This window comes from Thioclava sp. NS-SX20, assembly GCF_057380695.1.
In genome coordinates, this window is sequence record NZ_CM170816.1 from 2,349,884 (window position 1) to 2,375,338 (window position 25,455).

Consider the following 25,455-nt stretch of genomic DNA (forward strand, 5'->3'; position numbering starts at 1 on the left):
CGTTCAAGGGCATAGCTGTTTCACGCCCACCCGCGCTGGACCGCGCGAGATGTCGCAAAGTGGCTGATCAATCCACCTTTAACTGCGAATTCCCCTCCCCCGTGTCAAGGGAAACTGGGGCGAATCGAACACGGCATATTCACGGAACCGTCAAATCGAAAACCGACAGAAATGCCCCCAAAGCGCGTGGTTAACAACAAAAGACCCAAATTTCGCCCGAGATTTGGGCGGGTTTTTGCCTGCTCTCTCCCCAAACAAGCGCAATTATGCGGAACAAACCACAGTAGGTTGCTGTTCTGCACATTGAATATCAACCTCTATTGCACATCGTGACGCTTCAAGAGTATGCCTCAGCGGCAGAGGTTCACGTGATAGGGAACTTCCTGAGATTACTGGATAATACATGATTAAAACTGCCAAGAATGCCCGCACCGTCCCGACCCGCCGTCAAGTGATGGCCCATCTTGCCGCAGGCACGATGCTGGGTGGCGTCTTGGCAGGGGCTCCGCTTTGGGCGCAGGACGCGGCAGAGGACACACCCGCCGCAGATGCCGCGCAACCGGCCCTGCCCCCCGCAGCCGAAACCCAGCCCTTCAGTTTTGACAGCCTGACCATCGAGATGCGCGAGGCGGCAAAGCAGCCCGCAACCGCACCGCAAAAGGTCGACGGCTTCCTGTCGAAGCTCGATTATGACGCCTATCGCATGATCCGTTTCAATCCAGAGCATGCGCGCTTTGCCGATGGCGACCACCCGCAATTCACCCTGCAGGCCTTCCATATGGGCTGGCTGTTCCGCGAACCGGTGCTGATTTACGAGGTCAAGGACGGTCAGGCGCAGGCGATGAGCTTCTCGACCGATGACTTCGTCTACGAGCGTAAAGCCCGCGAGATCGTCCCCGAACATGCCCCCCTGCCCGGCGTGGCGGGCTTCCGTCTGCATCATCCGCTCAACCGCCCCGATGTGCTGGACGAGCTTGTGGCCTTTCAGGGCGCATCCTATTTCCGCGCGCTTGGCCGCAATTCGCAATACGGGCTTTCGGCCCGCGGTCTGGCCGTGAATACCGGCCTGTCGGTTGCCGAGGAATTCCCGCGCTTCCGCCGTTTCTGGGTCGAGCGTCCGGCAGAAAATGCCAAGACGGTGACCGTCTATGCCGCGATGGACAGCGCCTCGCTGACAGGAGCCTACCGGTTTGTGATCACGCCCGGTGAAGCGACGGTGATGGACGTGACCGCCCGCCTGTTCCTGCGCGCCGATGTGCAGCAACTTGGCGTGGCACCGCTTACCTCGATGTTCCTCTATGCCGACCGCTCGCGCGACCGTTTCGACGATTTCCGCCCGCAGGTGCATGACAGCGACGGCCTCATGATCGAGAAAGCCAGTGGCGAGCGCGTCTGGCGCCCGCTGGCCAATCCCGAGCGTCTGGCCTCCAGCTATTTCAGCGAATCGACTCCGAAAAGCTTCGGCCTTTACCAGCGTGATCGCGAGTTCGAGCAATATCAGGATGCATGGGCCCGCTACGAGCGCCGCCCGTCGCTGAAAGTCGAGCCGACCAGTGATTGGGGCGATGGCATGGTGCGCCTTGTCGAGATCCCCTCCGAGGCCGAGGCCAATGATAATATCGTCGCGTTCTGGGTCCCCAAAGACGGGGCCAAGGCGGGACAAGAGCGAGAATTCTCCTATCGGCTCAGTTGGGGGGATCTTCCCCTTGATCCGAACGAGGGTATCGCCCATGTAAAAGAGACCTTCGCCGGCGCCGGCGGAGTTGCGGGCAGCAATGATAAGACCCGGAAGTTCGTTGTGGACTTCGCAGGCGGGCGTATCGCAAACCTTCCCTCTGACGCGGTTGCCGATCTGAAAGTCGTCAACACGATCAGCGGGGGCACTATCACCAACCAGAGCTTCTCAAAAATCCCAGATCACGACATATGGCGACTTGTGATGGATGTAGACGCCGAAGACGGTTCGACTGTGGAACTCACAGCCTACCTTCAGGGTTATGGTGCTAAGCAATCTGAAACTTGGGCTTACCAATGGATCAAAGCATGACCGTAATTACCTCCCCCGCGGCGGTGGACACCGTCAAACTTGAACCGCAGGACCTGATCTCGGGTCCCTGCGCCCTGCCGGACGCGCCGATGGCGATGCCTGTGCAGGTTCTCGAACGTGAAGGCGCCGGATTCTGGCATGCGCTGCTTGCGGTTCTTCCGCAGCCGATGCGTGCACATGGGCGCAGCTGATCGCACCGAATAGGAGCGAAATATCATGACCGTCGGACGCCTGTTCCTCTGGGCTTTGCGTAGTTTTGCGATTGCACTGAGCCTGGTGGCAGGCGGCGGTGCATTCGTATTGTTTCTGCAATTCGGCTCTGCAGATGGGCTGGATGTGTTCGACGTCGTGCGCGCCGTTCTTATCCTTATCTCAACACTCTGGCTGGCATGGGGGGCCGTTCAGGCCCTCATCGGGCTGACAACCCGCGCCAAGCCCCCGAAATATGACGCGAACGCCCCGATCGAGGGGCGGACCGTCATCCTGATGCCGGTCTATAATGAAGACCCGCTTTACACCTTCACCCGTCTGGCGGCGATGGACGCTTCGCTTCAAGACGCGCAGGCCAGGGCCGGCACCTCTGCCGAGGTGCATTTCGCCATTCTCTCCGACACGCGCAACGATCTGACCGCGCGCCGCGAAGAGCAGCTTTTTGCCAAGCTGGTGGCGGAGCGCAACGGGATGGGCCGGTACTACTACCGCCGCCGCGAGAACAATACCGGCAAAAAGGCCGGTAATATCGAGGATTTCATCACCCGCTCCGGTGGTGCCTATGATTTTGCGCTGATCCTTGATGCCGATAGCCTGATGGAAGGCGAGACCATCTTGCAGATGGCCCGCCGCATGGAAGCCGAGCCGCGTCTGGGCCTGTTGCAGACGCTGCCGAAAGTCATTCGGGCGCGGTCGCATTTCGGACGGGCCATGCAGTTTTCGGCCGCGTTCTTCTCCCCCGTTTTCGCGCGGGGTCTGGCCATGATGCAGGGCCGCACCGGCCCGTTCTGGGGTCATAACGCGATGGTACGCACCCGCGCCTTTGCCGAGTGCTGCGGCCTGCCCACGCTGCGGGGCAACCCGCCCTTTGGCGGCCATGTGATGAGCCATGACTATGTCGAAGCCGCACTTCTGGCGCGTGGTGGCTGGATCGTGCGGCTGGATGACGATCTGGAAGGCTCCTTCGAGGAAGGCCCCGAGAATATCGTCGATCACGCCAAACGCGACCGCCGCTGGTGTCAGGGGAACCTGCAACATAGCCGCGTCATCAACGCCCCCGGCCTGCGCATGTGGTCGCGCTTTGTTTTCGCGCAGGGCATCATGGCCTATATCGCCCCCCTGTTCTGGCTGGCATTCATTCTGGCCTCGATCGGCGCGATGGCCTTTGTCGCGCCGCCCAACTACTTCCCCGAGCCCAACTGGCCCTTCCCCTATTTCCCGCCCTCCGAAGCCTCCAAGGCCATCGGTCTGTTCATCGGGATCATCGGCCTGCTGCTTCTGCCGAAGATGCTGATTGCCGCGCGGGCATGGCTGGATGGCACCGCCCGCGGCTTCGGCGGTGGGGCGAATGCCCTTGCAGGCACGGTCTGCGAACTGCTGATCAGCTCGGTCAACGCACCGATCCTGCTGATGTTCTCGACCCGCTCCGTGCTTCAGGTCCTGTTCGGCGCCGATGGTGGCTGGCCCACCAATAACCGCGGGGACGGCACTCTTGGTTTTCGTGATGGGTTCAAGGCCTCGTGGTGGATTGTGTTTATCGGCGCGCTTGGCTTATGGGCCACTTGGGTGTATGCACCGGGTCTGTTCTGGTGGCTTTCACCCGTCGGCATTCCGATGATTCTGGCGCCTTTCATCATTTCGATGACCTCGCGCACAGCCAAAGGAAACCTGTTCGGAACCCCCACGGAATATCACGCAGCCCCGATCATGGTGCTGCATGACCGGATTCTCAACAATTGGTCGGCTGAACCGGAGGCTTCGACCATAGAGGAAAAACACCATGCCTGAAGCTCGGTCCGCGCGCGATCCGCGGCTGGATTTCTTCCGCGGCATCGCCTTGGCGATGATATTCGTCAATCATATCCCGCATCAGATCTATGAAAACTTCACCTCGCGCAATTTCGGGCATTCCGATGCCGCCGAGGGGTTCGTGTTCATGTCCGGTCTGGCCGCCGCTCTGGCCTATGGTCCGAAACTGGCAGAGGGTTTCAACCGGCAGAGCTTCGGCAAGATCTGGGGCCGGTCCTGGACGCTCTATATGACGCATCTTGTGATCACCTTCTGGGTCATCGCGATCTTCGCCGGTGGTGCGCTCTTTTTCGGCGGCGACAAGCTGTTGACGATGAACGCTTTCGGCCCGCTGGCAAAGCAGCCGCTGGAATGGTTGATCGGCCTTGCCACGCTGAGCCATCAACTGGGATATGTGAATATCCTGCCGATGTATGCCGCGCTGATGATCGCCGCGCCCTTCATGATCCGCTTCTCGCAGGTGGCCCCGATGAAGCTGCTGGCGGTCTCGCTGAGCCTATGGGCGCTGGCGGGCACCTTCCGGCTGAACTTCCCGAATTTCCCCTATGAGGGCGGCTGGTTCTTCAACCCGCTCTCGTGGCAGCTGATCTTCTGCATCGGTATCCTGACCGGCACGGCAATGCGTGGCGGCAAGCGGTTTCTGGGGGTGCACAAGCCCTTGGTGATCCTTGCGGGGCTATGGCTGGTCATGGCGGCGATCTGGGTCAATAACGCATGGATGCTGCGCACTTGGGGTCCGGCGCTTGGCAGCCTCAAAGATCATGGCGTGCCCTTCTTCCTTGTGACCTTCGACAAAACATTCCTGTCGCTGCCGCGCTTCCTGCATGTGCTGGCGCTGGTCTATATTCTGTCGATGCCCTATCTCGTGCCGCAGATTGCCGCCTCCAAAGCGGCAGCGCCCCTGCGTATGCTGGGCCGCCACGGCCTGAAAGTCTTTGCCTTCGGCACCGTTCTGGCCATCTTCGCCCAAGCGGTGAAAGTGGTGCATCCGGGCGGGCTGCTGCAAGATACGGTTCTTGTCTGGGGCGGGCTGGCCATCCTTTACGCGATTGCCCGTATCTCGGAATGGATGCGTGCCAAACCCGTCGCGCGGGACGTGCCTGCGGCCCGTACCATGCCGCGCGAGGACATGCCCGGCGACCTCCTGCGGCCCGGTGCGCCCGCCCTTGCGCTGCCGCGGCTGTCGCTGCCCTCGTCGATTCCGGTCGTCCAGCCCGAAGTGCCACGCCGCGCCGAACATTAAAAAAAAGGCCACGGAACGCTCCGTGGCCTTTATCCATTTCGAGGGGCTATCCGGAGCCCGCGGCCCAAAGCGCATAATCTTCGGGTTCGGGACCCAATTCAGACCCCAGTTCAGACCCCAGTTCGGGCCTCAGTTCGGGCGCGGGCTGCCGATCAGATCCTTCAGCACTTTCAGCACCGCCTGCACCTTTGCCGTGCGATGCAGATCGACATGGGTCACCAGCCAGAGCGAGGATTCCCATTCCGGTCGCGGCGGCAGAACCTCGACCATCCGGCTGTCGGAGCGGCCTTCGTTATAAGGTACGAAGCCCAGACCAAGCCCCTGCCGCACAGCCGCCAGCTGGCTCTCATGGTCATTGGCACGGAAAACAACGCATTCATCGGGCACGGCATTGCTCATCCAGCGCCAGAAAGGCGCGCGGCTGTCCCGTTGCTCCGGCCCGATGAAACGGTGCTGGTCCAGCGTCTCTTCGGTCGGCATGCCATAACGCTCGACATAGCTCTTGCCCGCATAAAGGCCGGTGCGGTTGGCGCAAAGCTGCTGCACCACGTTATCGGGTTCGGTCGGGCGGTTACCGGCACGAATGGCCACATGCGCCTCGCCATATTCCAGCCGGAACACGCGCTGATCGGTCAGATAGCGCAGTTGCAGCTTGGGATGGTCTACCAGCATCTGTTCCAGCGCCGGCAGGATCAGGGTCGAGATTGTCGGCAGGGACGTCACGATCAGCTCGCCCGACACTTCCTCTCCTGCCCCGGCAATCCGGGCCGCCAGCTGGCTGAACTGGTCTTCGGTCGCCTGCCCTACGGCCAGAAGCTGATGCCCCGCTTCGGTCGGCGTATAGCCGCGCGGATGCCGCTGGAACAGCTTCGTCCCCAACCGCGCCTCCAGCGCGTCGACATGGCGGATCACGGTCGCATGGTGGACACCAAGCACCTCGGCTGCCCCCGAAACCGTGCCGACCCGCGCCACTTGATAGGCCGTTCTGATTTCATCCCAATTATCGAAACTCATGCTGTGCACCCGCGAACAAATTCCGTGCGATCATGCCAGTTGAGTTCAAGGTAGCAAGAGGCAATCTTGCGCCAGACTAAAAAATCCTCCCCATTCTTCGCTATTGGAGATTCCAATGACCATTCTGCGCATCGATAGCTCGATCAAGGGCGATGCTTCCGTGACCCGCAAACTGACGGGCATGATCTGCGAGAAACTCGGCGGCGACGTCGTCACCCGCGACACCACCGGCCTGCCGCTGATTGATGGCGTATGGCTGGGCGCGGCCTACACCCCCGCCGAGAACCGCACCGCCGAGCAAAAAGAGCTGCTGAAACAATCCGACGCGCTGATTGCCGAGCTCAAAGCCGCCGACGAGATCGTCATCGGCATGCCGCTTTACAATTTTGGCGTGACCGGCCCGCTGAAAGCATGGATCGACATGATCTGCCGCGTCGGCGAGACCTTCCGTTACACCGAATCCGGCCCCGAAGGTCTGGTATCGCCCAAGCGCGTCTTCGTGGCCTATGCCTCGGGCGGCGTGCCGCAAGGGTCGGGCTATGACATCGCGTCGAGCTACATCAAGCAGGTTCTGGCCTTTATCGGCCTGACCGATGTGACCTTCGTCTCTGCCGAGGGCGTGGCTATGGGCGAGGCGGAAGCCATCGCCAAAGCACAAGAGCAGATCAAGGGCCTTGCCGCCTGAGTTCTGCCGGTTGTAGTGTACGAGTATGGCCCGCGACATGGCGTTGCGGGCCTTTTTCATGGAGCGCCACCAATGTCCCGTTTCGCGCCCCTGCCGGACCCGCCCTATCACGCGGTCATCTTTTCGTCGCAGCTTGGGCCGGACCAGGCGGGCTATGGCGAAATGGCGGATCTTCTGGCCGATCTGGCCGCCAAGCAGCCGGGCTATATCGGGGCCGAGTCGCTGCGCGACAGCCACGGCTATGGCATTACGATCAGCTATTGGCGCGATGCCGAAGCGGTGCGCGGCTGGAAGCAGGTCTCGACCCACCTGATGGCGCAGAAACTGGGCAAGACCCGCTGGTATGATCATTATACCCTGCGCGTGGCCTGCATCGAACGCCAGTATGAGGGCCCCGACGGACGGTAACGCCCCGCAATCGCCTTGCGCGGTTGACTCCGCAGCCCTTTTTGACTAAGTGTCCCGAGATTCCCCGGAGGACGAGCCCTCCGGTCCCCGCATGAGGCGGGGATCGCCACCAGTCAGCGCGTTGCGCCCACTGGTGCGCTTGTCGTTTGTCTGATGCCCTTATGCAAGGAGGGAGCCATGTTCGAGAGCCTTTCAGATCGCCTTGGCGGTGTGTTCGACCGGCTGACCAAGCAGGGGGCATTGTCCGCTGATGACGTAAAGACCGCGCTGCGCGAGGTGCGCACCGCGCTCCTTGAGGCCGATGTCTCGCTGCCGGTGGTGCGGTCCTTCGTGAAGGCCGTCGAGGCCAAGGCGACCGGCGCTGCCGTGACCAAATCCATCACCCCCGGCCAGCAGGTCGTGAAGATCGTCCATGACGAGCTGATCGCCATGCTTGCGGGCGATGATGACGCCGGAGCGCTGAAGATCGACAACCCGCCCGCGCCGATCCTGATGGTCGGTCTGCAAGGCTCGGGTAAAACCACCACCACCGCAAAGCTTGCCCGCCGCCTGAAAGAGCGCGAGAAGAAGCGCGTGCTGATGGCGTCTTTGGATATCTACCGTCCGGCGGCAATGGAGCAGCTGGCCATTCTGGGCAACCAGATCGGCGTCGACACCCTGCCCATCGTGCAGGGCGAATCCGCCGTGCAGATTGCCAAACGTGCAAAGCAGCAGGCCACTCTGGGCGGCTATGACGTCTATATCCTCGATACCGCGGGCCGCCTGCATATCGATCAGGTGCTGATGTCCGAGGTCCAGCAGGTCCGCGATGTTGCCAACCCGCGCGAGACGCTGCTAGTGGTTGACGGGCTGACCGGTCAGGTCGCCGTTGAGGTTGCACAGGAATTCGAGGAAAAAGTCGGCATCTCCGGCGTTGTCCTGACCCGTATGGACGGCGATGGCCGTGGCGGTGCGGCGCTGTCGATGCGCGCGACCACCGGCAAGCCGATCCGCTTTGTGGGTCTGGGCGAGAAGATGGAGGCGCTTGAAACCTTCGAGGCCGAGCGTATCGCGGGCCGTATTCTTGGCATGGGCGATATCGTCGCTCTCGTGGAAAAGGCGCAGGAGGTCTTCGAGAAAGAGGCCGCCGAGCGTATGATGAAGCGGTTCCAGAAGGGCCTCTTCAACATGAACGACCTGAAGTCCCAGCTTGAGCAGATGCAGAAGATGGGCGGCATGCAGGGCGTGATGTCGATGATGCCGGGCATGGGCAAAATGGCCAAACAGGCCGAGTCCGCCGGTTTCGACGACAAGATGATCCGCCGCCAGATCGCGCTGATCCAGTCGATGACCAAAGAAGAGCGCGCCAAGCCCGAGATGCTGAAAGCCTCGCGCAAGGAGCGTATCGCCAAAGGTGCGGGCATGGATGTGGCCGAGCTGAACAAGCTTCTGAAGATGCAGCGCCAGATGGGCGACACCATGAAGAAGCTGGGCAAGATGAAGGGCGGCGCCCTGAAACGCGCGATGGCCGCGATGACTGGCAAATTCGGCGGTCTGCCCAATGCGGGCGAGATGGACCCCGCCAAAATGGAAGAAGCCACCAAGATGCTGGGCCAGACCCTGCCGAAGAACATGCCCGGACTGGGTGGCATGGGCGGTCTTGGGGGCTTGGGTGGCCTTGGGGGCTTTGGCAAGAAGAAGTAATGGTCGCGCCCGTCCTTCATACCGAGCGCCTGACGCTGCGTCCGCATGACATGTCGGATTTCCCCGCTTTTGCGGAGGTGATGAAGTCTGCGCGGGCGCGCTATCTGGGCGGGCCGCATGATGTGAAGGCGGCGTGGTTCCATTTTGCGTCCGACGTGGCGCAATGGGCGCTGAAGGGCTGCGGTGCGCTGGCCGTGGTGCGCAAATCCGACCGCCAGCTGGTGGGTCAGGTGACGCTGAACGATCTGCCGCATTTTCCTGAACGCGAGTTGGGTTGGATCGCTTTCACCGGCTTCGAAGGTCAGGGCTATATGACCGAAGCGGCACGCAAGATGCGCGATTTCGCGGCCACCGACCTGAACTGGAAGCGCCCGCTGGTCAGCTATATCATGCCGGGCAATGCGCGTTCGGTCGCGCTGGCCGAACGCATCGGGGCCAAGCTGGACCGTGATGCGCTGCCTGCGGTGAAGGGCCAGCTGGTCTATCGCCACCCGATGGGAGGTCAGCCATGATCGCGCTGTCCCCTACCCCTGTTCTGCATAGCAAGGCGCTGGTTCTGCGAGCGCCTGCCGCCCATGACTATCCGCATTGGCGCGACTTTCAGGCCTCTGATCGGTCTGTCTTTATCCGCCCTGCCCCCGAGTTTGACGAAGGGCTTGTCTGGCGTGGCTGGTCTGCGGTGATCGGCCATTGGGTCATGCATGGTTGGGGGCCTTTCGTGGTGACCACCCAAGACAGCGACCGTGGTCTGGGCCTTGTCGGCCCGTGGCAACCGCATGGCTGGCCCGAGGCGGAAATCCTGTGGAATCTGTGGGATGGCGCCAATGAGGGCCGTGGCCTCATGGCCGAAGCTGCCGCAATGGCGCGCGCCCATCTTTACACCGATCTGGGCTGGGACAGCGTTGTCAGCTATGTCGATGCCGCCAATAGCCGCTCTGCCGCGCTGGCCGAGCGTCTGGGCTGCCGCCTTGATCCGCAGGCCGCCACGCCGCTTGGCAAGCCCTGCCTTGTTTACCGCCATCCCAAGCCGGAGGACCTTGCATGAGTGATGCAACCAGCCGCGCCGCAGAGCTTCTCAAGGAGCACCGCGACAGTATCGACCGTCTGGATGCGGTGATGATCTATACGCTCGCCGAGCGCTTTGCCCAGACCCAAGCGGTGGGCAAGCTGAAAGCAGAGCACGACCTTCCTCCCTCGGATCCCGACCGGGAGAAGACCCAGATCGCACGTCTGGAAAAACTGGCCGACGACAGCGGTCTCGACCCGGAATTTGCAAAGAAATTCCTGAATTTCGTGATCTCGGAAGTTATCCGGCATCACGAACAGTTCCAAAAGTAACGGACCCCGAAACAGGTCCGACACCAGCCATTCAAAGGAGATCAACCCATGGCTATGAAAATCCGTCTCGCACGCGGTGGTTCCAAAAAGCGCCCCTTCTACGCAATCGTTGCTTCCGACTCGCGCATGCCGCGTGACGGCCGCTTCCTCGAGAAGCTGGGCACCTATAACCCGCTTCTCGCAAAAGACAGCGAAGAGCGCGTGAAAATGAACATGGAGCGCGTTCAGTACTGGCTGAGCAAAGGCGCACAGCCGACCGACCGTGTGGCACGCTTCCTTGAAAACGCCGGTGCTCTGCCGAAAACCGAGCGTAAGAACATGAAGAAAGCAGAGCCGGGCAAGAAAGCCCAAGAGCGCGCAAAAGAAAAAGCCGAGAAAGCCGCTGCGGCTGCTGAGGCCTCCGAGGCCTGATCTTGGACGCGTTCTCCCCCGAGTTCCGCGAGGATCTGCACCGGTTGATGCTGTGGCGGCGTGATGTGCGCCGCTTCCGCACCGATCCTGTGCCCGAAGAGATCCTTGCACGGGGGCTGGACGCATTTTCCCGCGCACCATCGGTCGGCCTGTCCGAACCGTGGCGCGTGATCAATGTCGAAAGCGCCGCGGCCCGTGCTGCGGCGCTTTCCAATTTCCAGACCGCCAATGCCGAAGCGCTGGCCGCCTATCAGGCCGGTGGCGACATTGATCGCGCGACGCTCTATGCGGGGCTGAAACTTTCGGGCATGCAGAAAGCCCCTGTCCAGCTGGCGGTGTTTTGCGATACCGGCACGGTCAAAGGGGCCGGTCTGGGGGCCAGATCCATGCCCGAAATGCGTGCCTATTCGGTCGTGGCCGCCATGACGATGATGTGGCTTGCCCTTCGCGCCGAGGGGGTGGGGATGGGCTGGGTGTCTATTCTGGACCCCGAGGCACTGGCAAAATCACTGGATGTGCCTGAGAGCTGGAAATTGATCGGCTATTTGTGTATCGGCTGGCCGGAACGGTCGCAGCCGACCCCCGAGCTGGAGCAGCTTGGCTGGGAAACCCGCGACGGGCTGCCCAAACTAGAGCGGAGATAAGCCATGACAGAACGGACCTGTGTCGGAGCCATTGCGGGCGCTTTCGGGGTCAAGGGCGAGGTGCGGCTGAAGAGCTTCTGCGCCGACCCGCTGGCCATTGCCGATTACGCGCCGCTTTACACCGAAGACGGCAAGCGCGCCTTTGATCTGACCGATCTGCGCGCGATCAAGGGCGGCATCGGCGCCTATCTGAGCGGCGTCGAGACCAAGGAAGAGGCCGATGCGCTGAAGGGCGTCTCGCTCTGGGTGGATCGCGATATGCTGCCCCATCTCCCCGATGACGAATTCTATCACGCCGATCTGATCGGACTGACGGTTGTGGATACCGGCGGCGCGGTGCTCGGGTCGGTGCGCGCCGTGCAGAATTATGGCGCGGGCGATTTTCTGGAAATCACCACAGCAGGCGAGAGCCAGCCCCTGCTCTTGCCCTTCACTATGGCCGTTGTGCCGACCGTCGATCTGACCGCAGGCCGGATCGTGGCGGATCCGCCCGAAGACGTATAAGACATGACCGACACTCCCGAAGACCCCCCGAAAAAGGGCGCGATGCGCCTTGGCAATCTGATGGGCAATGCGGCGCAGGCCGAAGCGGTCCCGCCGAAGGCAAGCCGTTCGCATGGGCGGGTGTCGATCAGCGCCAGCCATCAGGTCCGGTCCTTGATGGACGAGCCCGTGCAGCTTTCCCGCGCGTGGAAGGCCAAGATTGTCACGCTGTTTCCCGAGGCTTTTCCGGGGGTTCTGGGGCTGTCGCTGACCGGCAAGGCCCGCGATCAGGGGCTTTGGGCACTGGAGACCATCAACCTGCGCAGCTTTGGCGTGGGCAAGCATCGCAATGTGGATGATACCCCCGCAGGCGGTGGCGCGGGCATGGTGCTGCGCCCCGATGTGGTGGGCGCGGCGCTAAAAGAGGCGGCGCGCGGCGTGGACCCGCAGGCCGACTGGCCGGTGGTCTATATGTCCCCGCGCGGCAAGCGGTTTGATCAGGCGATGGCGCGGCGTTTCGCGGCGGCCGACGGGATGACCATCCTGTGTGGGCGCTTTGAAGGCGTGGACGAGCGCGTGCTGGAGCATTTCGGCATCGAGGAAGTCTCGATGGGGGATTTCGTCCTGACAGGGGGCGAGTTGCCCGCGCAGGCGATGATCGACGCCACCGTGCGCCTTTTGCCCGGTGTGCTGGGCAATGCCGACTCGGCGGTGGAGGAAAGCCATTCCAACGGGCTTCTGGAACATCCGCAATATACCCGCCCCGCCGAATGGGAGGGCCGCGCCATCCCCGAGGTGCTGATGTCCGGCCATCACGGCAAGATCGAGAAATGGCGCCGCGAGATGAGCGAAAAGATCACCGCCGAGCGTCGCCCTGATATGTGGGACGCGCATCAGTCCAAGCGCTAGGCCGCAGGCGCGCCCGCACGGGAGCGCGGGCATTGAGCCAAGACAGGACCGGCGTCTCGATCCAGCGATAGCCAAGCAGACCGACCCCGACCAGCAGCACGGCTTCGGCCACAAAAATCAGCCCCGCATCCGTGGTCCAGCGCGTCAGCCCGACATAGACCAGCGGCAGGGCCAGGTGATGGGCGAGATAGATCGAAAAACTGGCATCGCCGCAATATTCCAGCCAGCGCAGGCGGAACGTGCTGCGGGCGGCCACCAGCGTAAGCACGGCGCAGGCCGTGCCGAAACCCGCCACCGTTCCAAGGTCATATTTCCCCTGCCCCGCCCAAAGCGCCATCACCACGACGCCCGCAAAGGCAAGCACCGTGCCGCGCCCCCCGATCCGGAATGCGGGCAGCTTCTGATGGGCGATCGCGGCAAGGATTCCCAGCAGGAAAAGAAGATTGGCGCTGGAGAACGCGGTCACCCACAGAATATCGGGCGCGTGCCGCATCGGGGATGGCACCCCCGCAGGCACAAGCGCCGATGCCAGCATCCACCCGCCGAACAGCCATGCAAAACCGCGCGGCGAGAGGAAAAGGACAAGGAAGACCAGATAGAACAGCGCCTCGTGGCGCAAGGACCAGAGCACGCCGGGATAGGGTTTTTCCAGCGGCAGAAGGAAGGCGGAGGACAGCCATGAGGTAAAACCGCCGCCACTGGCGTCCGCACCGAAACGGCCCGCCACTGCCACGATGCCCACCCACGCCGTCGCCGCGATCAGCGTGAAGGGCAGGATGCGGCTGACACGTTTATAGGCAAAGCGCCCCAAGGCTGCGCGCTGGCCTGCCTCGTGGTGATGGACCTGCCAGAGGATAAAACCGCTCAGCACAAAAAACAGCCCCACGCCGCGCGCGCCCAGATCCAGCGATTGTGCCAGACTGGCCACTCCGAGATTTCCCCAAAGCTGGTCAAGAATATGGTGCCCCACCACGGCCAATGCCGCGATTGCCCGCAAAATCTGCAAAGCGGGCAAGCGTTTGGTTTCCGGCTTGGACATTCATGGCACCCCGACTGACACTCGTACCGGCGCAGGGTGGCAGATCGGGGTTAAAAGACTGATAGTCCGATCCAGGCGACCGGGCCGAAATTCGGACGGCGCGGTGCTTCTATGCTTGATCGAAACCGCATTTGGCCGTATAGCGCGCAGGTCCGTACCGGAATCGGTGACCGGACCTTTTTTCTGTAACCACGCGGCGGCGCCTTCACCGCCACATTGCGGCCTGAAAAAAGCAGCTAAAGGATGACCTGAATCCTCCGGTGGGCGCAGTATGGCGGACCCGCGAAGACCCGGAGCTCTGAGGCGTGAAACCACCTTCACGGCAATACCGTGAGTAGATGAAAGGACATGCGATGAACCTGATCGCACAACTCGAGGCGGAACAAATCGCCAGCCTCGGCAAAACCATTCCGGATTTCAAAGCCGGCGACACCGTTCGCGTTGGCTATAAAGTGACCGAAGGCACCCGCTCGCGCGTTCAGATGTATGAAGGCGTCTGCATCTCGCGCAAAGGCGGTTCGACCCTTGCTGCCTCGTTCACCGTTCGCAAGATCTCCTTCGGCGAAGGCGTGGAGCGTGTGTTCCCGCTGTACTCGACCAACATCGACTCGATCGAAGTCGTGCGTCGTGGCCGTGTGCGCCGTGCGAAACTCTACTACCTGCGTTCGCGTCGCGGTAAATCGGCACGTATCGCCGAAGACACCACCTACAAACCCAAAACCGAAGCTTGAGGAGCGGATCGATGAAAGCGGAAATTCATCCCGATTACCACACCATCACCATCAAGATGACCGATGGTTCCTCCTACGAAACGCGCTCGACCTGGGGCAAAGATGGCGACACCATGACCCTCGACATCGACCCGACCTCGCACCCGGCATGGACCGGTGCAAGCTCGCGCCTGATGGACACCGGTGGCCGCGTGTCGAAGTTCAAAAACAAATATGCCGGTCTGGGCTTCTGATCCGACCTGCCGTTATGATGAAGGGCGTGCCACTGGCGCGCCCTTTTTCGTTGCGCCCCATTTTTCATTGCGCCCGTTCGATCGCGCAGGAAGGGTTTCCTTGGCTAACCGCCAATCTCCATAAGAACAAATATACGCCGGATCACCGTCCCTGACACGTTGAACAGATGGGTTCTCGCCTCGCGCATGTGGCTGCCCCCAGACAGGAGACCGGCATGACCCAGAGCAATAACAACGCTTCAAACGGCACCACGCAGGGAAATGCGCAGGGCGCTTCGGGGCAGCAGGATAATTGCAACAGCCAGTCCAACGACCATCAGGACGCGTGCAATAGCCAGCCATCCTCTCCCCAAGGGCATGACGACACCTGCAACACCGGTGGTCAGGGCAATTCCGGCTCTGGCACGTTTCCTCCCGATGGAAATGGGGGCAACCACCACGAGGATGACTGCAACGGGTCCGATGACAACCATAACGGGGTGCCCTGCTTCACCCCCGGTGCGCAGATCATGACGGCGCAGGGGCCGCGCAGGATCGAGGAACTCCGGTTGGGCGATCAGGTCGTGACCCGCGACAACGGGCTACAGGCGATCCGCTGGCTGGGGGCCAGGAGCCTGGGGGCAGAGGCGCTGGACGCCCCCGCCTTGCGCCCCATCCGCATTCCGGCAGGCAGTCTGGGCGATGGTCTGCCCGCCATTGATCTGCTGGTCAGCCCGCAGCACCGGATGCTTCTGCGCGGGCCGGAACTGCAACTGGCTTTTTCGGAAGACGAAATGCTGATTGCGGCGACCCATCTTTGTGGGGCGCGCGGCATCCATGCGATCCGACCCGACAGCGTGACCTATATCCACATGATGTTCGACCACCACGAGGTGGTTCTGGCCAATGGCGTCTGGAGCGAGAGCTTCCAGCCCGGCTGCCAGGTGATGGGCGCGATGGAGACGGCGCAGCGCACCGAAATCCTGACGCTGTTTCCGGCCTTGGAAGGGGCTCTGGAAGACGGCACCCCCGAGCAGGCCTATCCCGCCGCGCGCGCCAGCCTGAAAGGCCCCGAAGCCATTCTGGCCCGTCAGATGATGTAACACGACATCAATATCTTACCCACATGTGACAAAGCGGAAACTCTTGTGCAACTCCGCTTTCCCCGCTGTGCCTTCCCCCCTATAGTCACGTCATAAAGATCACCCGCAAGATGACGTGAGGACGGCAGAGTTGGCGCATATCATCGTGACTGGCAATGAAAAGGGCGGGTCGGGCAAATCGACCACCTCCATGCATGTAGCAACGGCGCTGGTGCGCATGGGGTGGCGCGTGGGCGCGCTGGATCTTGACCTGCGCCAACGCTCAATGGGGCGCTATGTCGAAAACCGTCGCGCCTTTATGGAGCGCGAGGACGTTACCCTGCCCTGCCCCGATTATCGCACATTGCCCGAGATCGACGCCGCCAGCCTGCCTCCGGGCGAGAACCCCTATGACTACCGCCTGTCCGCAGCGGTGACCGAGCTGGAGACAAGCTGCGACTTCATCATGATCGACTGTCCCGGTTCGCATACGCGGCTCAGTCAGGTCGCGCATTCTCTGGCCGACACGCTGATCACGCCGCTCAATGACAGCTTTATCGATTTCGACCTTCTGGCACGGATTGACCCGAATACATCAAAGGTCACAGGGCCATCGATCTATTCGGAGATGGTCTGGTCGGCACGTCAGTTGCGCGCCCGTGCGGGGATGAAGCCCATTGACTGGATCGTGCTGCGCAACCGTCTGGGTGCCCAACAGATGCATAACAAACGCAAGGTCGGAGCCGCGCTTGAACAGCTATCGAAGCGAATCGGGTTCCGTGTTGCGCCGGGCTTCTCCGAGCGGGTCATCTTCCGCGAACTCTTTCCGCGCGGCATCACATTGCTGGATCTGAAGGATCTGGGCGTCGAGAACCTGAACATGTCAAATATCGCCGCCCGGCAGGAATTGCGCGATCTGATGAAAGAGTTGAACCTGCCGGGGGTCGAGGTCGATTTCTGAACGCCGCATCAGGCCGCCTTTGCCCCGCGTCACAGGGCATGGTGGACCACTCTGAACGGCGAAACCGGCCTGAAAGGCGAGATGGGGCAGCTATGTCTGCGCGCCTTGCGCAGCCCCAGATCGGTCAGCCGCGCATCGATTTTCGGATCACGGCGCACTGACAGAAACGACAGGACGCCGGACAGGGTGAAGACTGGGTGCATAATATCCTCCCGACACTATAAGCAAGCTCAATGTAATCCGATTCGCCTTAAACGCGAAAAATAGATTAGATAAATTTCGAACCTTCAGCTCGGGCAAAGGAGGCCATGATCTGGGCAAATTGGCGGTCACCGGATGGCAAGGACCGGCAACACTCCGGCAATTTTGATTTTCTAAAAATATAACGATCCTGCGGAAACATGGAAAACACAGAAGTTTTCAAGCCTTACCCTGCTTATCGTATACATATGCATACAGTGCATAGCTGCCAGACTATGGACAATCACGATGCGTAAAGGAAGTCTGGCGACAATACGCTACCACTGAGCATTGGTCATAGCGGGTGCTTGAGGAGCCCCGCTGCTATTTGGCCCCGAGGTAGCACCTGAGGAGGACCCCATGAGCTTTGATGTCAAAGTGAGTAGTTCACGCATTCGTAGTGATGTTTTTAAACGTAAAATCATGTCGGCAGAGGATGCTGCCGCCCTGATCAACCCCGGCGCCATTATCGGCATGTCGGGGTTTACCGGCTCGGGCTATCCCAAAGCCGTTCCGCAGGCGCTGGCCAAGCGAATCGAAGAGGCCCATGCCCGCGGTGAGAAATTCAAGGTCTCGATCTGGACCGGCGCCTCTACCGGCCCCGAACTGGATGGCGCATTGGCCAAAGCCAATGGCATCGATTTCCGCCTGCCCTTCAACTCGGACCCGATCGCGCGCCAGCAGATCAACAATGGCGAAATGTCCTATTTCGACATCCATCTCAGCCAGGTTGCACCGATGGCGTGGGAAGGGTTTCTGGGCAAGCTTGACACCGCCGTGGTCGAGATCTCGGGCATTACCGAAGACGGTCAACTGATCCCGTCCTCCTCGGTTGGCAATAACAAGACATGGCTGGATCTGGCGGATAAGATCATCCTTGAGGTGAATAGCTGGCAGACCGAGTTGCTGGACGGGATGCATGACATCTATTACGGCACCGCGCTGCCGCCGCATCGCAAACCGATCCCGATCCTGAAATCGGATGACCGCATCGGTCAGCCCTATTTCAACGTGGACCCGTCGAAGGTCGTGGCCGTGGTCGTCACCGACAGCCCCGACCGGAACGCCCCCTTCTCGCCGCCCGATGATACGGCCAATGCGATTGCAGGCCATATTCTGGACTTCCTGAAATGGGAAGCCAAGCGCGCCGGCCTGCCCAATTCGCTTCTGCCGCTGCAATCGGGTGTCGGCAACGTGCCCAATGCCGTGATGGCGGGGCTGATCGATACGCCGTTCGAGGACATGACCGCCTTCACCGAGGTGATTCAGGACGGCATGCTGGATATGCTTGAAGCGGGCACCCTGCGCATGGCTTCGGCCACGGCCTTCTCGCTCTCGCCGGAAAAAGCCGAGTATTTCAACCAGAATGCGGCCTTCTTCCGCGACAAGCTGCTGCTGCGTCCGCAAGATATCTCGAACAATCCCGAACTGGTGCGCCGCTTGGGCTGTATCGCCATGAACGGCCTGATCGAGGCGGATATCTACGGCAACGTCAACTCGACCCAGATCATGGGCTCGAAAATGCAAAACGGCATTGGCGGCTCGGGTGATTTCGCGCGCAACTCCTATGTCTCGATCTTCATGACCCCCTCGACCGCCAAAGGCGGCGCCATTTCGGCCATCGTGCCGATGGCAAGCCATGTCGATCACATCAATCAGGACGTGCAAGTGATCGTGACCGAACAGGGTCTGGCCGATCTGCGCGGGCTCTCGCCCAAACAGCGCGCCGAGAAGATCATCGAAAACTGCGCCCATCCCTATTATCGTCCGATGCTGCGCGATTATTTCGAACGTGCGAAAAAGGGCAGCTATGCCCAGCAGAGCCCGCATCTGCTGAATGAATCGCTAAGCTGGCACCAGCGCTTCATCGAAACCGGCTCGATGAAGGTCTGACCTGAAGCCGTTTCGCACCGGAACCAGATGACCTCTGCGGGGTTTCCCCGCAGAGGTATTTTTATGCAAAACCAGACCCAGACCAGACGCGCCGTCCGCGATATTGTCGCCGCCATTGATGCGCGCGCGAGAGACGAAGACGAGATCCGCATCGAGGATGTGCTTGGCTCTTTGGGCGGCGCCTCTTTCGTGCCCGTGCTACTGGTGCCTGCCCTTTTCGTGGTCAGCCCGCTCTCGGGCATCCCACTCTTCTCGAGTGCCTGCGGCATCCTGATCGCGCTGATCTCGGCACAGATGCTGCTGGGGCGAGACCATCTCTGGCTGCCGCGCCTGCTGACGCGCCGCCATATCGCGGGCGACAAGCTGCGCAAAGCGACGGGCAAGTTGCAGGGTATTGCGCGGTGGATGGACCTGCACACCAAGGAACGGCTGCGCCTTTTCACGCATCGCCCCTTTCGCTGGGTCACACAGGGCGCCTGCCTTTTATGCGGAGCCGCCATGCCCTTTCTGGAGCTGGTGCCGTTCAGCTCGTCCATCCTTGGCGCGGCGGTCACCCTTCTGGCCCTGTCACTTCTGGTGCGCGACGGGTTGATCGCATTGTTCGGGCTATGCTTTATCGGACTGGCGGGCGGCGTCGGCTATTGGGCCGTCACCGGCACCCTCGCCGCCTGAGCGCTCCACCAAACCAACGGCTCCGGCGCATGGGTCAGGTCAGCAAGAGCACCAGCGACGGGAAGGCGATAATCAGGCCGATGCGGACGATGTCCATCGCCACAAAAGGCAGCAGCCCGCGGAAGATGGTGCCCAGCCGTACATCCGGCACGACCGACCGCAACACAAAGGCATTCATCCCGACCGGCGGGGTGATATAGCTGATTTCGGTGATCACAACGACGAAAATGCCGAACCAGATCAGATCGAAGCCCTGAGCCGCCACGATGGGATAGAAGACCGGCACGGTCAGCATGATCATCGACAGACCTTCCAGCATGCATCCCAGCACCAGATAGATCACCAGAATGGCCAGTATCATCGCTACGGGACTGCCTCCGAACACCGACAGCCAGTTCTGGATATCGCCCGTCATGCCGGACATATTGACGTAATTGGTGAAACTCAGCGCGCCGAAAAGGATGAAAAACATCATCGCGGTGGTCTTCATCGTATCATAGAGCACATTCAGCAAGCCGCCCCATGTGAACTTGCCCGACACGACCACCAGCAACAGCGCGCCCGCTGCCCCCATGCCTGCGCTCTCGGTGGGGGTAAAAACCCCCAGATAGATCCCGCCCATCACGAAAACAAACAGCACCAAAGCGCCCGCCGTGCCCTTGAGCGCCCGAAACCGTTCGATCAGCGGCAGTTTCGCTTCGACGGGCAGGTCAATCCCGCGCATCCCGATGGAAATCTTCACCGCCAGCGCATAACCGACAATCCCGATCAGGCCGGGGATGATCCCCGCCAGAAACAGCTTGCCGATATCCTGCTGCGTCATGATGCCGTAAAACACCAGAATGACCGAGGGCGGGATCAGGATGCCCAGCGTTCCCCCCGCCGCAATCGAGGCCGTCGACAGCCTGTCGGGATAGCCGAAGCGCCGCATGGAGGGCAGCGAGATCCGCGTCATCGTGGCCGCAGTTGCCATTGACGAACCACAGACCGAGGAAAACGCCCCGCAGGCCACCACAGTGGCCATCGCCAGCCCGCCCTTGCGATGGCGCAGCCATGCATAGGCCGAGTTATACAGCTCGGAGGCGATCCCCGACTGCACCACAAAATTGCCCATCATCAGAAAAAGCGGCAGCACCGACAGCGAATATTCCCGCCCGTTGTCGAAAAATGCCGACCCGATCAGAGAAAGGGCTGGCGTCCAGCCGATGATCATCGCCACGCCCACAAGGCCGACACCGGCCAAAGCAAAAGCGATCGGCACCCCTGCCAGCAACAGGACGATCAGGATCGCCAGACCTACAGGCCAATGCTCCATCACCGCCTCCAAAGCTGAAAGGTCAACTGCCGCAGCGCCGCCACCACGGTCAGCACAACGCCAAGCGCACAACAGAGCGCGCAGAGATAGCCCAGTGGCGCGATGGGAAGACGCAGGGAATTGGTGGCCTCGCCATAGCTGGCCTTCTGCCCCGCATAGACCCAGATCCGCCATGATACGATCCCCAGAACCACAGCAGACAGCAACGAAGTGGCCAGCTCCCGCCACGGCTGCACGCAGGCCGGCAAGCGGTCGATCACCAGATCGACCGTCACATGGTCACGGTCGAAGCAGACGGCAGGCAGCCCCAGAAAGATCACCGCGCATAGCAGCATTTCGGTCAGCTCGGTGGCCCCTTGCAGCGGCGCGACAAACACATAGCGCCCGATGACATCCACCACCGTCAGCGCCATCATCGCCAGAAGCATTGCGCCACAGACGACCCCCAGCGCAAGCCGCGGCCAGTTTCGGGGCACCGGTGCCCTATCGCGGCCCGAAGACGGATCCGTCTCGGGCACGCGCGGAAAGTTCTCGTGTGTCACAGGTTACTCGGCAGAGGCTTTGGCGATTTCGGATTTGAGGAAATCATAGGCTTCCTGCCCGTCGATCCCCGCGCTTGAGGCTTCTTCGATCTTGGCATCGACAAGCGGCTGCAGCGCGGTCTTCCACGCCGCCATTTGCGCATCGGTCGCAGGCGTAATCTCGATCTTGCCCTTCATCGCCTCGCGGCCTGCGGCATCGGCCCGATCCCACATCTGCCCCGCCTTGCGCGCAAGAACCTCCCCCGTGACCGAGTTGATCTCCTCCTGCACCTCGGGCGAGAGGCTATCCCATTTCGCCTTGTTCATCACAATGAAGAAGGACGTGTTATACAGCCCGCCATCCACGGCAATCGCCTTGTTCAACTGGGGGATCAGCTTGAAGAAATTCACCGATTCATAGGGGAAGGTAATGCCATCGGCCACACCTTGGCTCAGCAGTTCGTAGGATTTCGACGACGGCCCCTCCACAGGCACCGCCCCGAGCTTCGAGACGATTTCATGCACGATCCCGCCCCCGACACGGATCTTGCGCCCCTTGAGCACGTCGATATCCGACACATCGCCATCCTTCAGGAAAACTTCCCCCGGACCGTGGCTGAAAACGGCCAGAACATGCACGTCTTTATATTCGCCCGCGTCCTGCAGCATCGTCTGGAAGGTGCGCCAATAGGCCACCGAGACCGCCTCCGCCGAATTGCCCAGAAACGGCAGTTCGACAATATTGGTGGTTTTGAACCGGCCCGGATTATAGCCCTGCACCCCGAAGGTAATATCGGCCACCCCATTGACGGCAAAATCGAAATGTGCGGCGGGCGGGCCAAGCGGAGCCGGAAGCAGGGTTGCCTTGACCTCGCCGTGAGTGGCCTCCTCAATGGCCTTGGTCATCGGCACGATCAGGTCCGCGACCAGCGGATGCGAGGGCGGAAGCCAGTTGGCCACAGTCAGATTGGTCTGGGCCGAAACCGGCAAAGCCAGCGCCATAAGCGCGGCAGAAGACAACAAAGCGAAACGGGCCATGGGCGGAACCTTCCTGTAACTATGCTCCGGATTTTCGCGATATTAGGCCCGCCACATCGGCAGATGGAAGGTATCGGCGCGCGAGTTATTCCAATTTGCGCCTTCCCGGCAACAAACTGCTGTAAATTGCGCCCTTCCGAGAAGGCCGGTCTCTTGCCAGCGGCCCCACAAGCGATTAGACCCGTCAAACGCCAAGGCGTATGACGCCGAGGCGCATGGATGGGTGGCCGAGTGGTTTAAGGCTCTAGTCTTGAAAACTAGCGTGCGGGGAACCGTACCGTGGGTTCGAATCCCACCCCATCCGCCAATAAATCGACGCAACAACCTGATTTATTTAAACTAAATACGAAGCCCCTCCCGCCAGCCCCACACAAGCTTTGCGATAAATTTCCACTGGTCATATCGTCTCAGATCGTTTTAATGGGGATCAGTCGAATTCATGTGGCACGATGCCCTCCGAATCGGCCAATCCCTTGGGCACAAGATGTGACTGAGTTTTCCACATCGAAACTCCAGCTTGGACATAAGAAGTGACCGAGCGCCTACCTTAATAGGGGCGTCGTCATGTCTTATGACACCGAACAATTTAGTTTTTTCCCTTCTGAAGCTCGTACGAATGAGCCGTCTCGCGCTACGCCTAAGCCCCTCGCGGAAGTGGGCACGAAATCGCGCCGCGCCACGCCTTCTGCGCCGCGAGAAGCCCAGCAGCACAACAACCCTCCTCCCCTAGAGGCCGAGCCGAGCCCGCGCTTCATTTCTGTGGGAGAAGTTGCCCAGCGCTATTCGGTTTCCGTGCCGACCATCTGGCGCTGGCTCAAAATCGATAAATTTCCGCAGCCCTACCGGTTTGGGTCCGGCACGACCCGCTGGGCAATTACGGATCTCGATGCGCATGATCTCCTGCGGGCACAGGAGCGGAAGCAAGCCTCGTGAAGTCACTCGTCTGATAGTAGCTGGCGATCAGAGCGGACAAAGGCCAATCTCATTCGACACCTACCGCGTCTTCGCGCTGATAGACGGCTCGGACGCGCCCGATCAGGTCTTCGCCATCTGCCATGCCGCTGCACCCCATGCACAGCGCCCGAGCAGTAACGGAAGCATTTGCCCTCGCAAGCAAACACGTAACAGAACCCTATTCGCCACATTCGGTGCGCCATAGGCAGCTACACGAAGAAACCCGCCATCTCATCCGGTATGAAGCGATTACTCTTCAACCGCCCTTTTGTTTCCATTCCTCCAGCGCGGGGTTTGTCGCGAGCGGCGTGGTGGTGCTGGACGGGGTGGTGCTGGGCGCGGTGGACGCGGGGGTCGTTGGTTTCGGGGTACGAAAGTAATGCGCCTCTCTCGCACCGAAATAGAACCCGACAATCGCCGCCAGCAGCCACCAAAGCGGCTCGGGCACATAGGAAAGACCAACCATGCGCTGTGCAAAAGAGGCCGGATTGACCATCGCATAGATGAACAAAGCCAGCGTCCCCAACGCAAGAAGCGGTCGTGGCAAGCGGTTCAGGCCGTTGACGAAACCGTCAAACCAGCATGCGCGCGGCTGGGAGAATTCCTCGCCATAGGCACGCTGGGTGGCCATGAACGCATCATGCGACGTTTCCATCTTCTTCGTCGCATTCACCGTGAATATCTCTGCAACCTGACTGGCGGCACTGCCGATTGCCGCCGCCCCGCCCGCGCTCCCGAAGAGCCTGCCGATCAACCCCATGCTGCCACCCGTGCCTGATGCTCGGCATCGCTCAGATGAAAGCGCGGCGAGATGAATTCTTCCGAGCGGGTAATCCAGCCCCCCTTGCGCCCCTTGCGGGTGGTGGCGTATTTGCGGCTGGCAGGACGGCTATCGGCCAGCGCGTAGTAATAGTTCCGGCGCGCAATCCCATAGGCATCGGCAATATGCGCGGGGGCGGCCCGTGCCGCCGCCTGCGCCGCAGAAACCGTCTGTGGCCCCAGAAGACCGTCGACCCCAACCGATTGCCCCATGTCGTTCAGAAGACGCTGCAGGATTTTCACGGCATTCCGGCCGGCATTGACATACATGTCGAAAACCGAGGCCTGCAACATCTCGGGCAGTTGCCCCAACCCAGGCTCATCGAAATAATGCCGGACAAAGATATCGACCGCCTGTGCACGGGTCAGCCGACGCACATCGGCTTCCGTGATCTTTCCGTCATGATCAAGGTCCAATCCGAGCTTCCGCATCGTATGGATGGTCACACCATAATTGGTCGCGCCTCCCGGATCGGAGGCGTCATTTACAAACCCTCCCTCACGGGCCACGATCCCTTCGGCAATCTCTCTCACGCTTGGCATGCCTGTTCTCCCGATTGATCTCACGGGAAAAATCCTCACAGGCAAAGGTTAAACAGCGGAAGCCGCAACGTCCGCGCGTTGCCGCCTCAGCTTTTAGGCGGCTCGTAAACACCCTGTTCCTTGAGCGCGTCCACAACTTCTTTGGGCATATAATTTTCGTCATGCTTGGCAAGAATTTCGCTGGCGACAAAGACGCCATCTTCCATCTTCCCCGTGCCCACCATGCCCTGCCCTTCCTTGAACAAATCGGGCAGCACACCATTAAAACGGGCAGGCACAGTGGCACCGCCATCGGTCACAGCAAAATGGATCGTGCCATCGGGGTCACGTTTGATCGATCCTTGGGCGACCAGCCCACCCAGACGGAACACTTCATTGGGCCGGACCGGCTCTGTGGCCAGTTGTGAGGGAGCGCGGAAATAGTTGATCCCGTCGCGGAACGCATAGCCGATCATCGCAACCGCCACGACAAGCGCAACAGCCGCGGCCACCAGAACCTGAATACGGCGTTTCTTCTTGAGACTTTTCATCGCTTCCCCATGATGCCAGAC

The 25,455-nt window shown here is 60.9% G+C and carries 30 protein-coding genes and 1 tRNA gene; 22 read left to right on the forward strand and 9 right to left on the reverse strand.

Features of this window, described 5'->3' with window-relative positions; genetic code table 11:
* The first annotated feature begins 403 nt into the window (after nt 1-403).
* From AC2ISB_RS11540 to AC2ISB_RS11555, 4 genes are read left to right on the forward strand one after another with little or no spacing between them, the layout of a single operon-like run.
* Nucleotides 404-2,047 carry an OpgD/OpgG family glucan biosynthesis protein gene (locus AC2ISB_RS11540; protein ID WP_339108350.1) on the forward strand — a complete coding sequence of 548 codons (1,644 nt, stop codon included), beginning with the start codon at nt 404-406 and terminating at the stop codon, nt 2,045-2,047.
* A complete protein-coding gene (locus AC2ISB_RS11545) occupies nt 2,044-2,238 on the forward strand; it encodes a hypothetical protein (RefSeq protein WP_339108351.1) in 195 nt (64 codons plus the stop codon). The genes AC2ISB_RS11540 and AC2ISB_RS11545 overlap by 4 nt, the downstream gene beginning before the upstream one ends.
* A 25-nt stretch (nt 2,239-2,263) precedes the next feature.
* Entirely contained in the window at nt 2,264-4,045 is a 1,782-nt protein-coding gene (gene mdoH / locus AC2ISB_RS11550) for a glucans biosynthesis glucosyltransferase MdoH (protein ID WP_486575113.1), read from the forward strand.
* On the forward strand, nt 4,038-5,309 hold the full coding sequence (locus AC2ISB_RS11555) for an OpgC family protein (RefSeq protein ID WP_339108353.1): 1,272 nt from the start codon (nt 4,038-4,040) through the stop codon (nt 5,307-5,309). The genes mdoH and AC2ISB_RS11555 overlap by 8 nt, the downstream gene beginning before the upstream one ends.
* Before the next feature lie 129 nt (nt 5,310-5,438).
* Here the strand turns inward: AC2ISB_RS11555 and AC2ISB_RS11560 are convergent, their stop codons facing one another.
* A complete protein-coding gene (locus tag AC2ISB_RS11560; RefSeq protein ID WP_339108354.1) occupies nt 5,439-6,323 on the reverse strand; it encodes a LysR family transcriptional regulator in 885 nt (294 codons plus the stop codon).
* Between the two features lie 115 nt (nt 6,324-6,438).
* Here AC2ISB_RS11560 and AC2ISB_RS11565 point away from each other — a divergent pair, with 115 nt between their 5' ends.
* The 10 genes from AC2ISB_RS11565 (at nt 6,439) to trmD (ending at nt 12,884) form a co-directional block, all read left to right on the forward strand.
* Nucleotides 6,439-7,008, forward strand: a complete 570-nt coding sequence (locus AC2ISB_RS11565; RefSeq protein ID WP_339108355.1) for an FMN-dependent NADH-azoreductase — start codon at nt 6,439-6,441, stop codon at nt 7,006-7,008.
* A 72-nt stretch (nt 7,009-7,080) separates the two neighbouring features.
* Nucleotides 7,081-7,416: an antibiotic biosynthesis monooxygenase family protein gene (locus AC2ISB_RS11570; protein ID WP_406721366.1), complete on the forward strand. Its 336-nt coding sequence runs from the start codon at nt 7,081-7,083 to the stop codon at nt 7,414-7,416.
* 177 nt (nt 7,417-7,593) lie between these two features.
* Nucleotides 7,594-9,099 (forward strand): signal recognition particle protein, encoded by a 1,506-nt coding sequence (gene ffh / locus AC2ISB_RS11575; protein WP_339108357.1) that lies wholly within the window; start codon nt 7,594-7,596, stop codon nt 9,097-9,099.
* Entirely contained in the window at nt 9,099-9,611 is a 513-nt protein-coding gene (locus AC2ISB_RS11580; protein WP_339108358.1) for a GNAT family N-acetyltransferase, read from the forward strand. Before ffh ends, AC2ISB_RS11580 begins: the two co-directional genes overlap by 1 nt.
* Nucleotides 9,608-10,144: a GNAT family N-acetyltransferase gene (locus tag AC2ISB_RS11585; protein WP_486575116.1), complete on the forward strand. Its 537-nt coding sequence runs from the start codon at nt 9,608-9,610 to the stop codon at nt 10,142-10,144. The genes AC2ISB_RS11580 and AC2ISB_RS11585 overlap by 4 nt, the downstream gene beginning before the upstream one ends.
* Entirely contained in the window at nt 10,141-10,437 is a 297-nt protein-coding gene (locus tag AC2ISB_RS11590) for a chorismate mutase (RefSeq protein WP_339108360.1), read from the forward strand. Before AC2ISB_RS11585 ends, AC2ISB_RS11590 begins: the two co-directional genes overlap by 4 nt.
* A gap of 48 nt (nt 10,438-10,485) precedes the next feature.
* A complete protein-coding gene (gene rpsP, locus AC2ISB_RS11595) occupies nt 10,486-10,848 on the forward strand; it encodes a 30S ribosomal protein S16 (protein ID WP_339108361.1) in 363 nt (120 codons plus the stop codon).
* 2 nt (nt 10,849-10,850) lie between these two features.
* On the forward strand, nt 10,851-11,492 hold the full coding sequence (gene bluB, locus AC2ISB_RS11600; RefSeq protein WP_339108362.1) for a 5,6-dimethylbenzimidazole synthase: 642 nt from the start codon (nt 10,851-10,853) through the stop codon (nt 11,490-11,492).
* Nucleotides 11,493-11,495: 3 nt separating this feature from the next.
* Entirely contained in the window at nt 11,496-11,996 is a 501-nt protein-coding gene (gene rimM, locus AC2ISB_RS11605; protein ID WP_339108363.1) for a ribosome maturation factor RimM, read from the forward strand.
* 60 nt (nt 11,997-12,056) lie between these two features.
* A complete protein-coding gene (trmD, locus tag AC2ISB_RS11610; protein ID WP_486576798.1) occupies nt 12,057-12,884 on the forward strand; it encodes a tRNA (guanosine(37)-N1)-methyltransferase TrmD in 828 nt (275 codons plus the stop codon).
* On the opposite strand, the gene AC2ISB_RS11615 is transcribed toward trmD, so the two are convergent.
* Nucleotides 12,832-13,923, reverse strand: coding sequence for an acyltransferase family protein (locus AC2ISB_RS11615; RefSeq protein WP_486575117.1), 1,092 nt, complete (start codon nt 13,921-13,923; stop codon nt 12,832-12,834). The genes trmD and AC2ISB_RS11615 overlap by 53 nt on opposite strands.
* A 353-nt stretch (nt 13,924-14,276) precedes the next feature.
* On the opposite strand from AC2ISB_RS11615, the gene rplS reads away from it, so the two are divergent.
* The 4 genes from rplS (at nt 14,277) to AC2ISB_RS11635 (ending at nt 16,909) form a co-directional block, all read left to right on the forward strand.
* On the forward strand, nt 14,277-14,654 hold the full coding sequence (gene rplS, locus AC2ISB_RS11620) for a 50S ribosomal protein L19 (RefSeq protein ID WP_339108365.1): 378 nt from the start codon (nt 14,277-14,279) through the stop codon (nt 14,652-14,654).
* A gap of 11 nt (nt 14,655-14,665) precedes the next feature.
* Nucleotides 14,666-14,887, forward strand: coding sequence for a 50S ribosomal protein L31 (rpmE, locus tag AC2ISB_RS11625; RefSeq protein ID WP_339108366.1), 222 nt, complete (start codon nt 14,666-14,668; stop codon nt 14,885-14,887).
* Between the two features lie 215 nt (nt 14,888-15,102).
* Nucleotides 15,103-15,969, forward strand: a complete 867-nt coding sequence (locus AC2ISB_RS11630) for a Hint domain-containing protein (protein WP_486575120.1) — start codon at nt 15,103-15,105, stop codon at nt 15,967-15,969.
* Nucleotides 15,970-16,099: 130 nt separating this feature from the next.
* The gene (locus AC2ISB_RS11635) at nt 16,100-16,909 is read left to right on the forward strand and encodes a division plane positioning ATPase MipZ (RefSeq protein WP_486575122.1); all 810 of its coding nucleotides are present in this window, start codon (nt 16,100-16,102) and stop codon (nt 16,907-16,909) included.
* A 29-nt stretch (nt 16,910-16,938) separates the two neighbouring features.
* Here AC2ISB_RS11635 and AC2ISB_RS11640 read toward each other — a convergent pair whose 3' ends face one another.
* On the reverse strand, nt 16,939-17,112 hold the full coding sequence (locus tag AC2ISB_RS11640; protein ID WP_339108369.1) for a hypothetical protein: 174 nt from the start codon (nt 17,110-17,112) through the stop codon (nt 16,939-16,941).
* 397 nt (nt 17,113-17,509) lie between these two features.
* Here AC2ISB_RS11640 and scpC point away from each other — a divergent pair, with 397 nt between their 5' ends.
* Complete coding sequence (scpC, locus tag AC2ISB_RS11645; RefSeq protein WP_486575124.1) at nt 17,510-19,042, forward strand: succinyl-CoA:acetate CoA-transferase ScpC; 1,533 nt, start codon at nt 17,510-17,512, stop codon at nt 19,040-19,042.
* A gap of 63 nt (nt 19,043-19,105) precedes the next feature.
* On the forward strand, nt 19,106-19,714 hold the full coding sequence (locus AC2ISB_RS11650) for an exopolysaccharide biosynthesis protein (protein ID WP_486575125.1): 609 nt from the start codon (nt 19,106-19,108) through the stop codon (nt 19,712-19,714).
* Nucleotides 19,715-19,748: 34 nt separating this feature from the next.
* On the opposite strand, the gene AC2ISB_RS11655 is transcribed toward AC2ISB_RS11650, so the two are convergent.
* The 3 genes from AC2ISB_RS11655 to AC2ISB_RS11665 are packed head-to-tail and all read right to left on the reverse strand — an operon-like array spanning nt 19,749 to nt 22,588.
* A complete protein-coding gene (locus tag AC2ISB_RS11655; RefSeq protein ID WP_406721377.1) occupies nt 19,749-21,029 on the reverse strand; it encodes a TRAP transporter large permease in 1,281 nt (426 codons plus the stop codon).
* Complete coding sequence (locus tag AC2ISB_RS11660) at nt 21,029-21,571, reverse strand: TRAP transporter small permease (protein ID WP_486575127.1); 543 nt, start codon at nt 21,569-21,571, stop codon at nt 21,029-21,031. The genes AC2ISB_RS11655 and AC2ISB_RS11660 overlap by 1 nt, the downstream gene beginning before the upstream one ends.
* A gap of 3 nt (nt 21,572-21,574) precedes the next feature.
* Nucleotides 21,575-22,588 (reverse strand): TRAP transporter substrate-binding protein, encoded by a 1,014-nt coding sequence (locus AC2ISB_RS11665; RefSeq protein ID WP_406721378.1) that lies wholly within the window; start codon nt 22,586-22,588, stop codon nt 21,575-21,577.
* Nucleotides 22,589-22,805: 217 nt separating this feature from the next.
* Between AC2ISB_RS11665 and AC2ISB_RS11670 the strand changes: the two genes are divergently transcribed.
* A tRNA-Ser gene (locus AC2ISB_RS11670) sits at nt 22,806-22,895 on the forward strand.
* Between the two features lie 257 nt (nt 22,896-23,152).
* Nucleotides 23,153-23,521: a helix-turn-helix transcriptional regulator gene (locus AC2ISB_RS11675; RefSeq protein WP_486575129.1), complete on the forward strand. Its 369-nt coding sequence runs from the start codon at nt 23,153-23,155 to the stop codon at nt 23,519-23,521.
* Nucleotides 23,522-23,798: 277 nt separating this feature from the next.
* Here AC2ISB_RS11675 and AC2ISB_RS11680 read toward each other — a convergent pair whose 3' ends face one another.
* The 3 genes from AC2ISB_RS11680 to ccmE all read right to left on the reverse strand — a co-directional run bounded on the left by AC2ISB_RS11680 (nt 23,799) and on the right by ccmE (nt 25,434).
* Nucleotides 23,799-24,302 carry a holin family protein gene (locus tag AC2ISB_RS11680; RefSeq protein ID WP_406721388.1) on the reverse strand — a complete coding sequence of 168 codons (504 nt, stop codon included), beginning with the start codon at nt 24,300-24,302 and terminating at the stop codon, nt 23,799-23,801.
* Nucleotides 24,293-24,904, reverse strand: coding sequence for a holin-associated N-acetylmuramidase (locus AC2ISB_RS11685; RefSeq protein WP_486575131.1), 612 nt, complete (start codon nt 24,902-24,904; stop codon nt 24,293-24,295). Before AC2ISB_RS11685 ends, AC2ISB_RS11680 begins: the two co-directional genes overlap by 10 nt.
* 86 nt (nt 24,905-24,990) lie before the next feature.
* On the reverse strand, nt 24,991-25,434 hold the full coding sequence (gene ccmE / locus AC2ISB_RS11690; protein WP_339108383.1) for a cytochrome c maturation protein CcmE: 444 nt from the start codon (nt 25,432-25,434) through the stop codon (nt 24,991-24,993).
* Between the last annotated feature and the right edge of the window lie 21 nt (nt 25,435-25,455).

What these genes read in the sequence shown, in the direction of transcription:
- scpC (WP_486575124.1), top strand. Translation starts at nt 17,510, where the DNA reads ATGAGCTTTGATGTCAAAGTGAGTAGTTCACGCATTCGTAGTGATGTT.
- AC2ISB_RS11560 (WP_339108354.1), bottom strand. Translation starts at nt 6,323, where the DNA reads ATGAGTTTCGATAATTGGGATGAAATCAGAACGGCCTATCAAGTGGCG.
- AC2ISB_RS11640 (WP_339108369.1), bottom strand. Translation starts at nt 17,112, where the DNA reads ATGCACCCAGTCTTCACCCTGTCCGGCGTCCTGTCGTTTCTGTCAGTG.
- AC2ISB_RS11665 (WP_406721378.1), bottom strand. Translation starts at nt 22,588, where the DNA reads ATGGCCCGTTTCGCTTTGTTGTCTTCTGCCGCGCTTATGGCGCTGGCT.
- AC2ISB_RS11545 (WP_339108351.1), top strand. Translation starts at nt 2,044, where the DNA reads ATGACCGTAATTACCTCCCCCGCGGCGGTGGACACCGTCAAACTTGAA.
- mdoH (WP_486575113.1), top strand. Translation starts at nt 2,264, where the DNA reads ATGACCGTCGGACGCCTGTTCCTCTGGGCTTTGCGTAGTTTTGCGATT.
- ccmE (WP_339108383.1), bottom strand. Translation starts at nt 25,434, where the DNA reads ATGAAAAGTCTCAAGAAGAAACGCCGTATTCAGGTTCTGGTGGCCGCG.
- trmD (WP_486576798.1), top strand. Translation starts at nt 12,057, where the DNA reads ATGGGCAATGCGGCGCAGGCCGAAGCGGTCCCGCCGAAGGCAAGCCGT.
- AC2ISB_RS11580 (WP_339108358.1), top strand. Translation starts at nt 9,099, where the DNA reads ATGGTCGCGCCCGTCCTTCATACCGAGCGCCTGACGCTGCGTCCGCAT.
- AC2ISB_RS11540 (WP_339108350.1), top strand. Translation starts at nt 404, where the DNA reads ATGATTAAAACTGCCAAGAATGCCCGCACCGTCCCGACCCGCCGTCAA.
- rpsP (WP_339108361.1), top strand. Translation starts at nt 10,486, where the DNA reads ATGGCTATGAAAATCCGTCTCGCACGCGGTGGTTCCAAAAAGCGCCCC.
- AC2ISB_RS11565 (WP_339108355.1), top strand. Translation starts at nt 6,439, where the DNA reads ATGACCATTCTGCGCATCGATAGCTCGATCAAGGGCGATGCTTCCGTG.
- AC2ISB_RS11615 (WP_486575117.1), bottom strand. Translation starts at nt 13,923, where the DNA reads ATGTCCAAGCCGGAAACCAAACGCTTGCCCGCTTTGCAGATTTTGCGG.
- AC2ISB_RS11555 (WP_339108353.1), top strand. Translation starts at nt 4,038, where the DNA reads ATGCCTGAAGCTCGGTCCGCGCGCGATCCGCGGCTGGATTTCTTCCGC.
- AC2ISB_RS11655 (WP_406721377.1), bottom strand. Translation starts at nt 21,029, where the DNA reads ATGGAGCATTGGCCTGTAGGTCTGGCGATCCTGATCGTCCTGTTGCTG.
- AC2ISB_RS11685 (WP_486575131.1), bottom strand. Translation starts at nt 24,904, where the DNA reads ATGCCAAGCGTGAGAGAGATTGCCGAAGGGATCGTGGCCCGTGAGGGA.
- AC2ISB_RS11585 (WP_486575116.1), top strand. Translation starts at nt 9,608, where the DNA reads ATGATCGCGCTGTCCCCTACCCCTGTTCTGCATAGCAAGGCGCTGGTT.
- AC2ISB_RS11680 (WP_406721388.1), bottom strand. Translation starts at nt 24,302, where the DNA reads ATGGGGTTGATCGGCAGGCTCTTCGGGAGCGCGGGCGGGGCGGCGGCA.
- AC2ISB_RS11590 (WP_339108360.1), top strand. Translation starts at nt 10,141, where the DNA reads ATGAGTGATGCAACCAGCCGCGCCGCAGAGCTTCTCAAGGAGCACCGC.
- rimM (WP_339108363.1), top strand. Translation starts at nt 11,496, where the DNA reads ATGACAGAACGGACCTGTGTCGGAGCCATTGCGGGCGCTTTCGGGGTC.
- AC2ISB_RS11630 (WP_486575120.1), top strand. Translation starts at nt 15,103, where the DNA reads ATGACCCAGAGCAATAACAACGCTTCAAACGGCACCACGCAGGGAAAT.
- ffh (WP_339108357.1), top strand. Translation starts at nt 7,594, where the DNA reads ATGTTCGAGAGCCTTTCAGATCGCCTTGGCGGTGTGTTCGACCGGCTG.
- AC2ISB_RS11570 (WP_406721366.1), top strand. Translation starts at nt 7,081, where the DNA reads ATGTCCCGTTTCGCGCCCCTGCCGGACCCGCCCTATCACGCGGTCATC.
- AC2ISB_RS11675 (WP_486575129.1), top strand. Translation starts at nt 23,153, where the DNA reads ATGTCTTATGACACCGAACAATTTAGTTTTTTCCCTTCTGAAGCTCGT.
- AC2ISB_RS11650 (WP_486575125.1), top strand. Translation starts at nt 19,106, where the DNA reads ATGCAAAACCAGACCCAGACCAGACGCGCCGTCCGCGATATTGTCGCC.
- rpmE (WP_339108366.1), top strand. Translation starts at nt 14,666, where the DNA reads ATGAAAGCGGAAATTCATCCCGATTACCACACCATCACCATCAAGATG.
- rplS (WP_339108365.1), top strand. Translation starts at nt 14,277, where the DNA reads ATGAACCTGATCGCACAACTCGAGGCGGAACAAATCGCCAGCCTCGGC.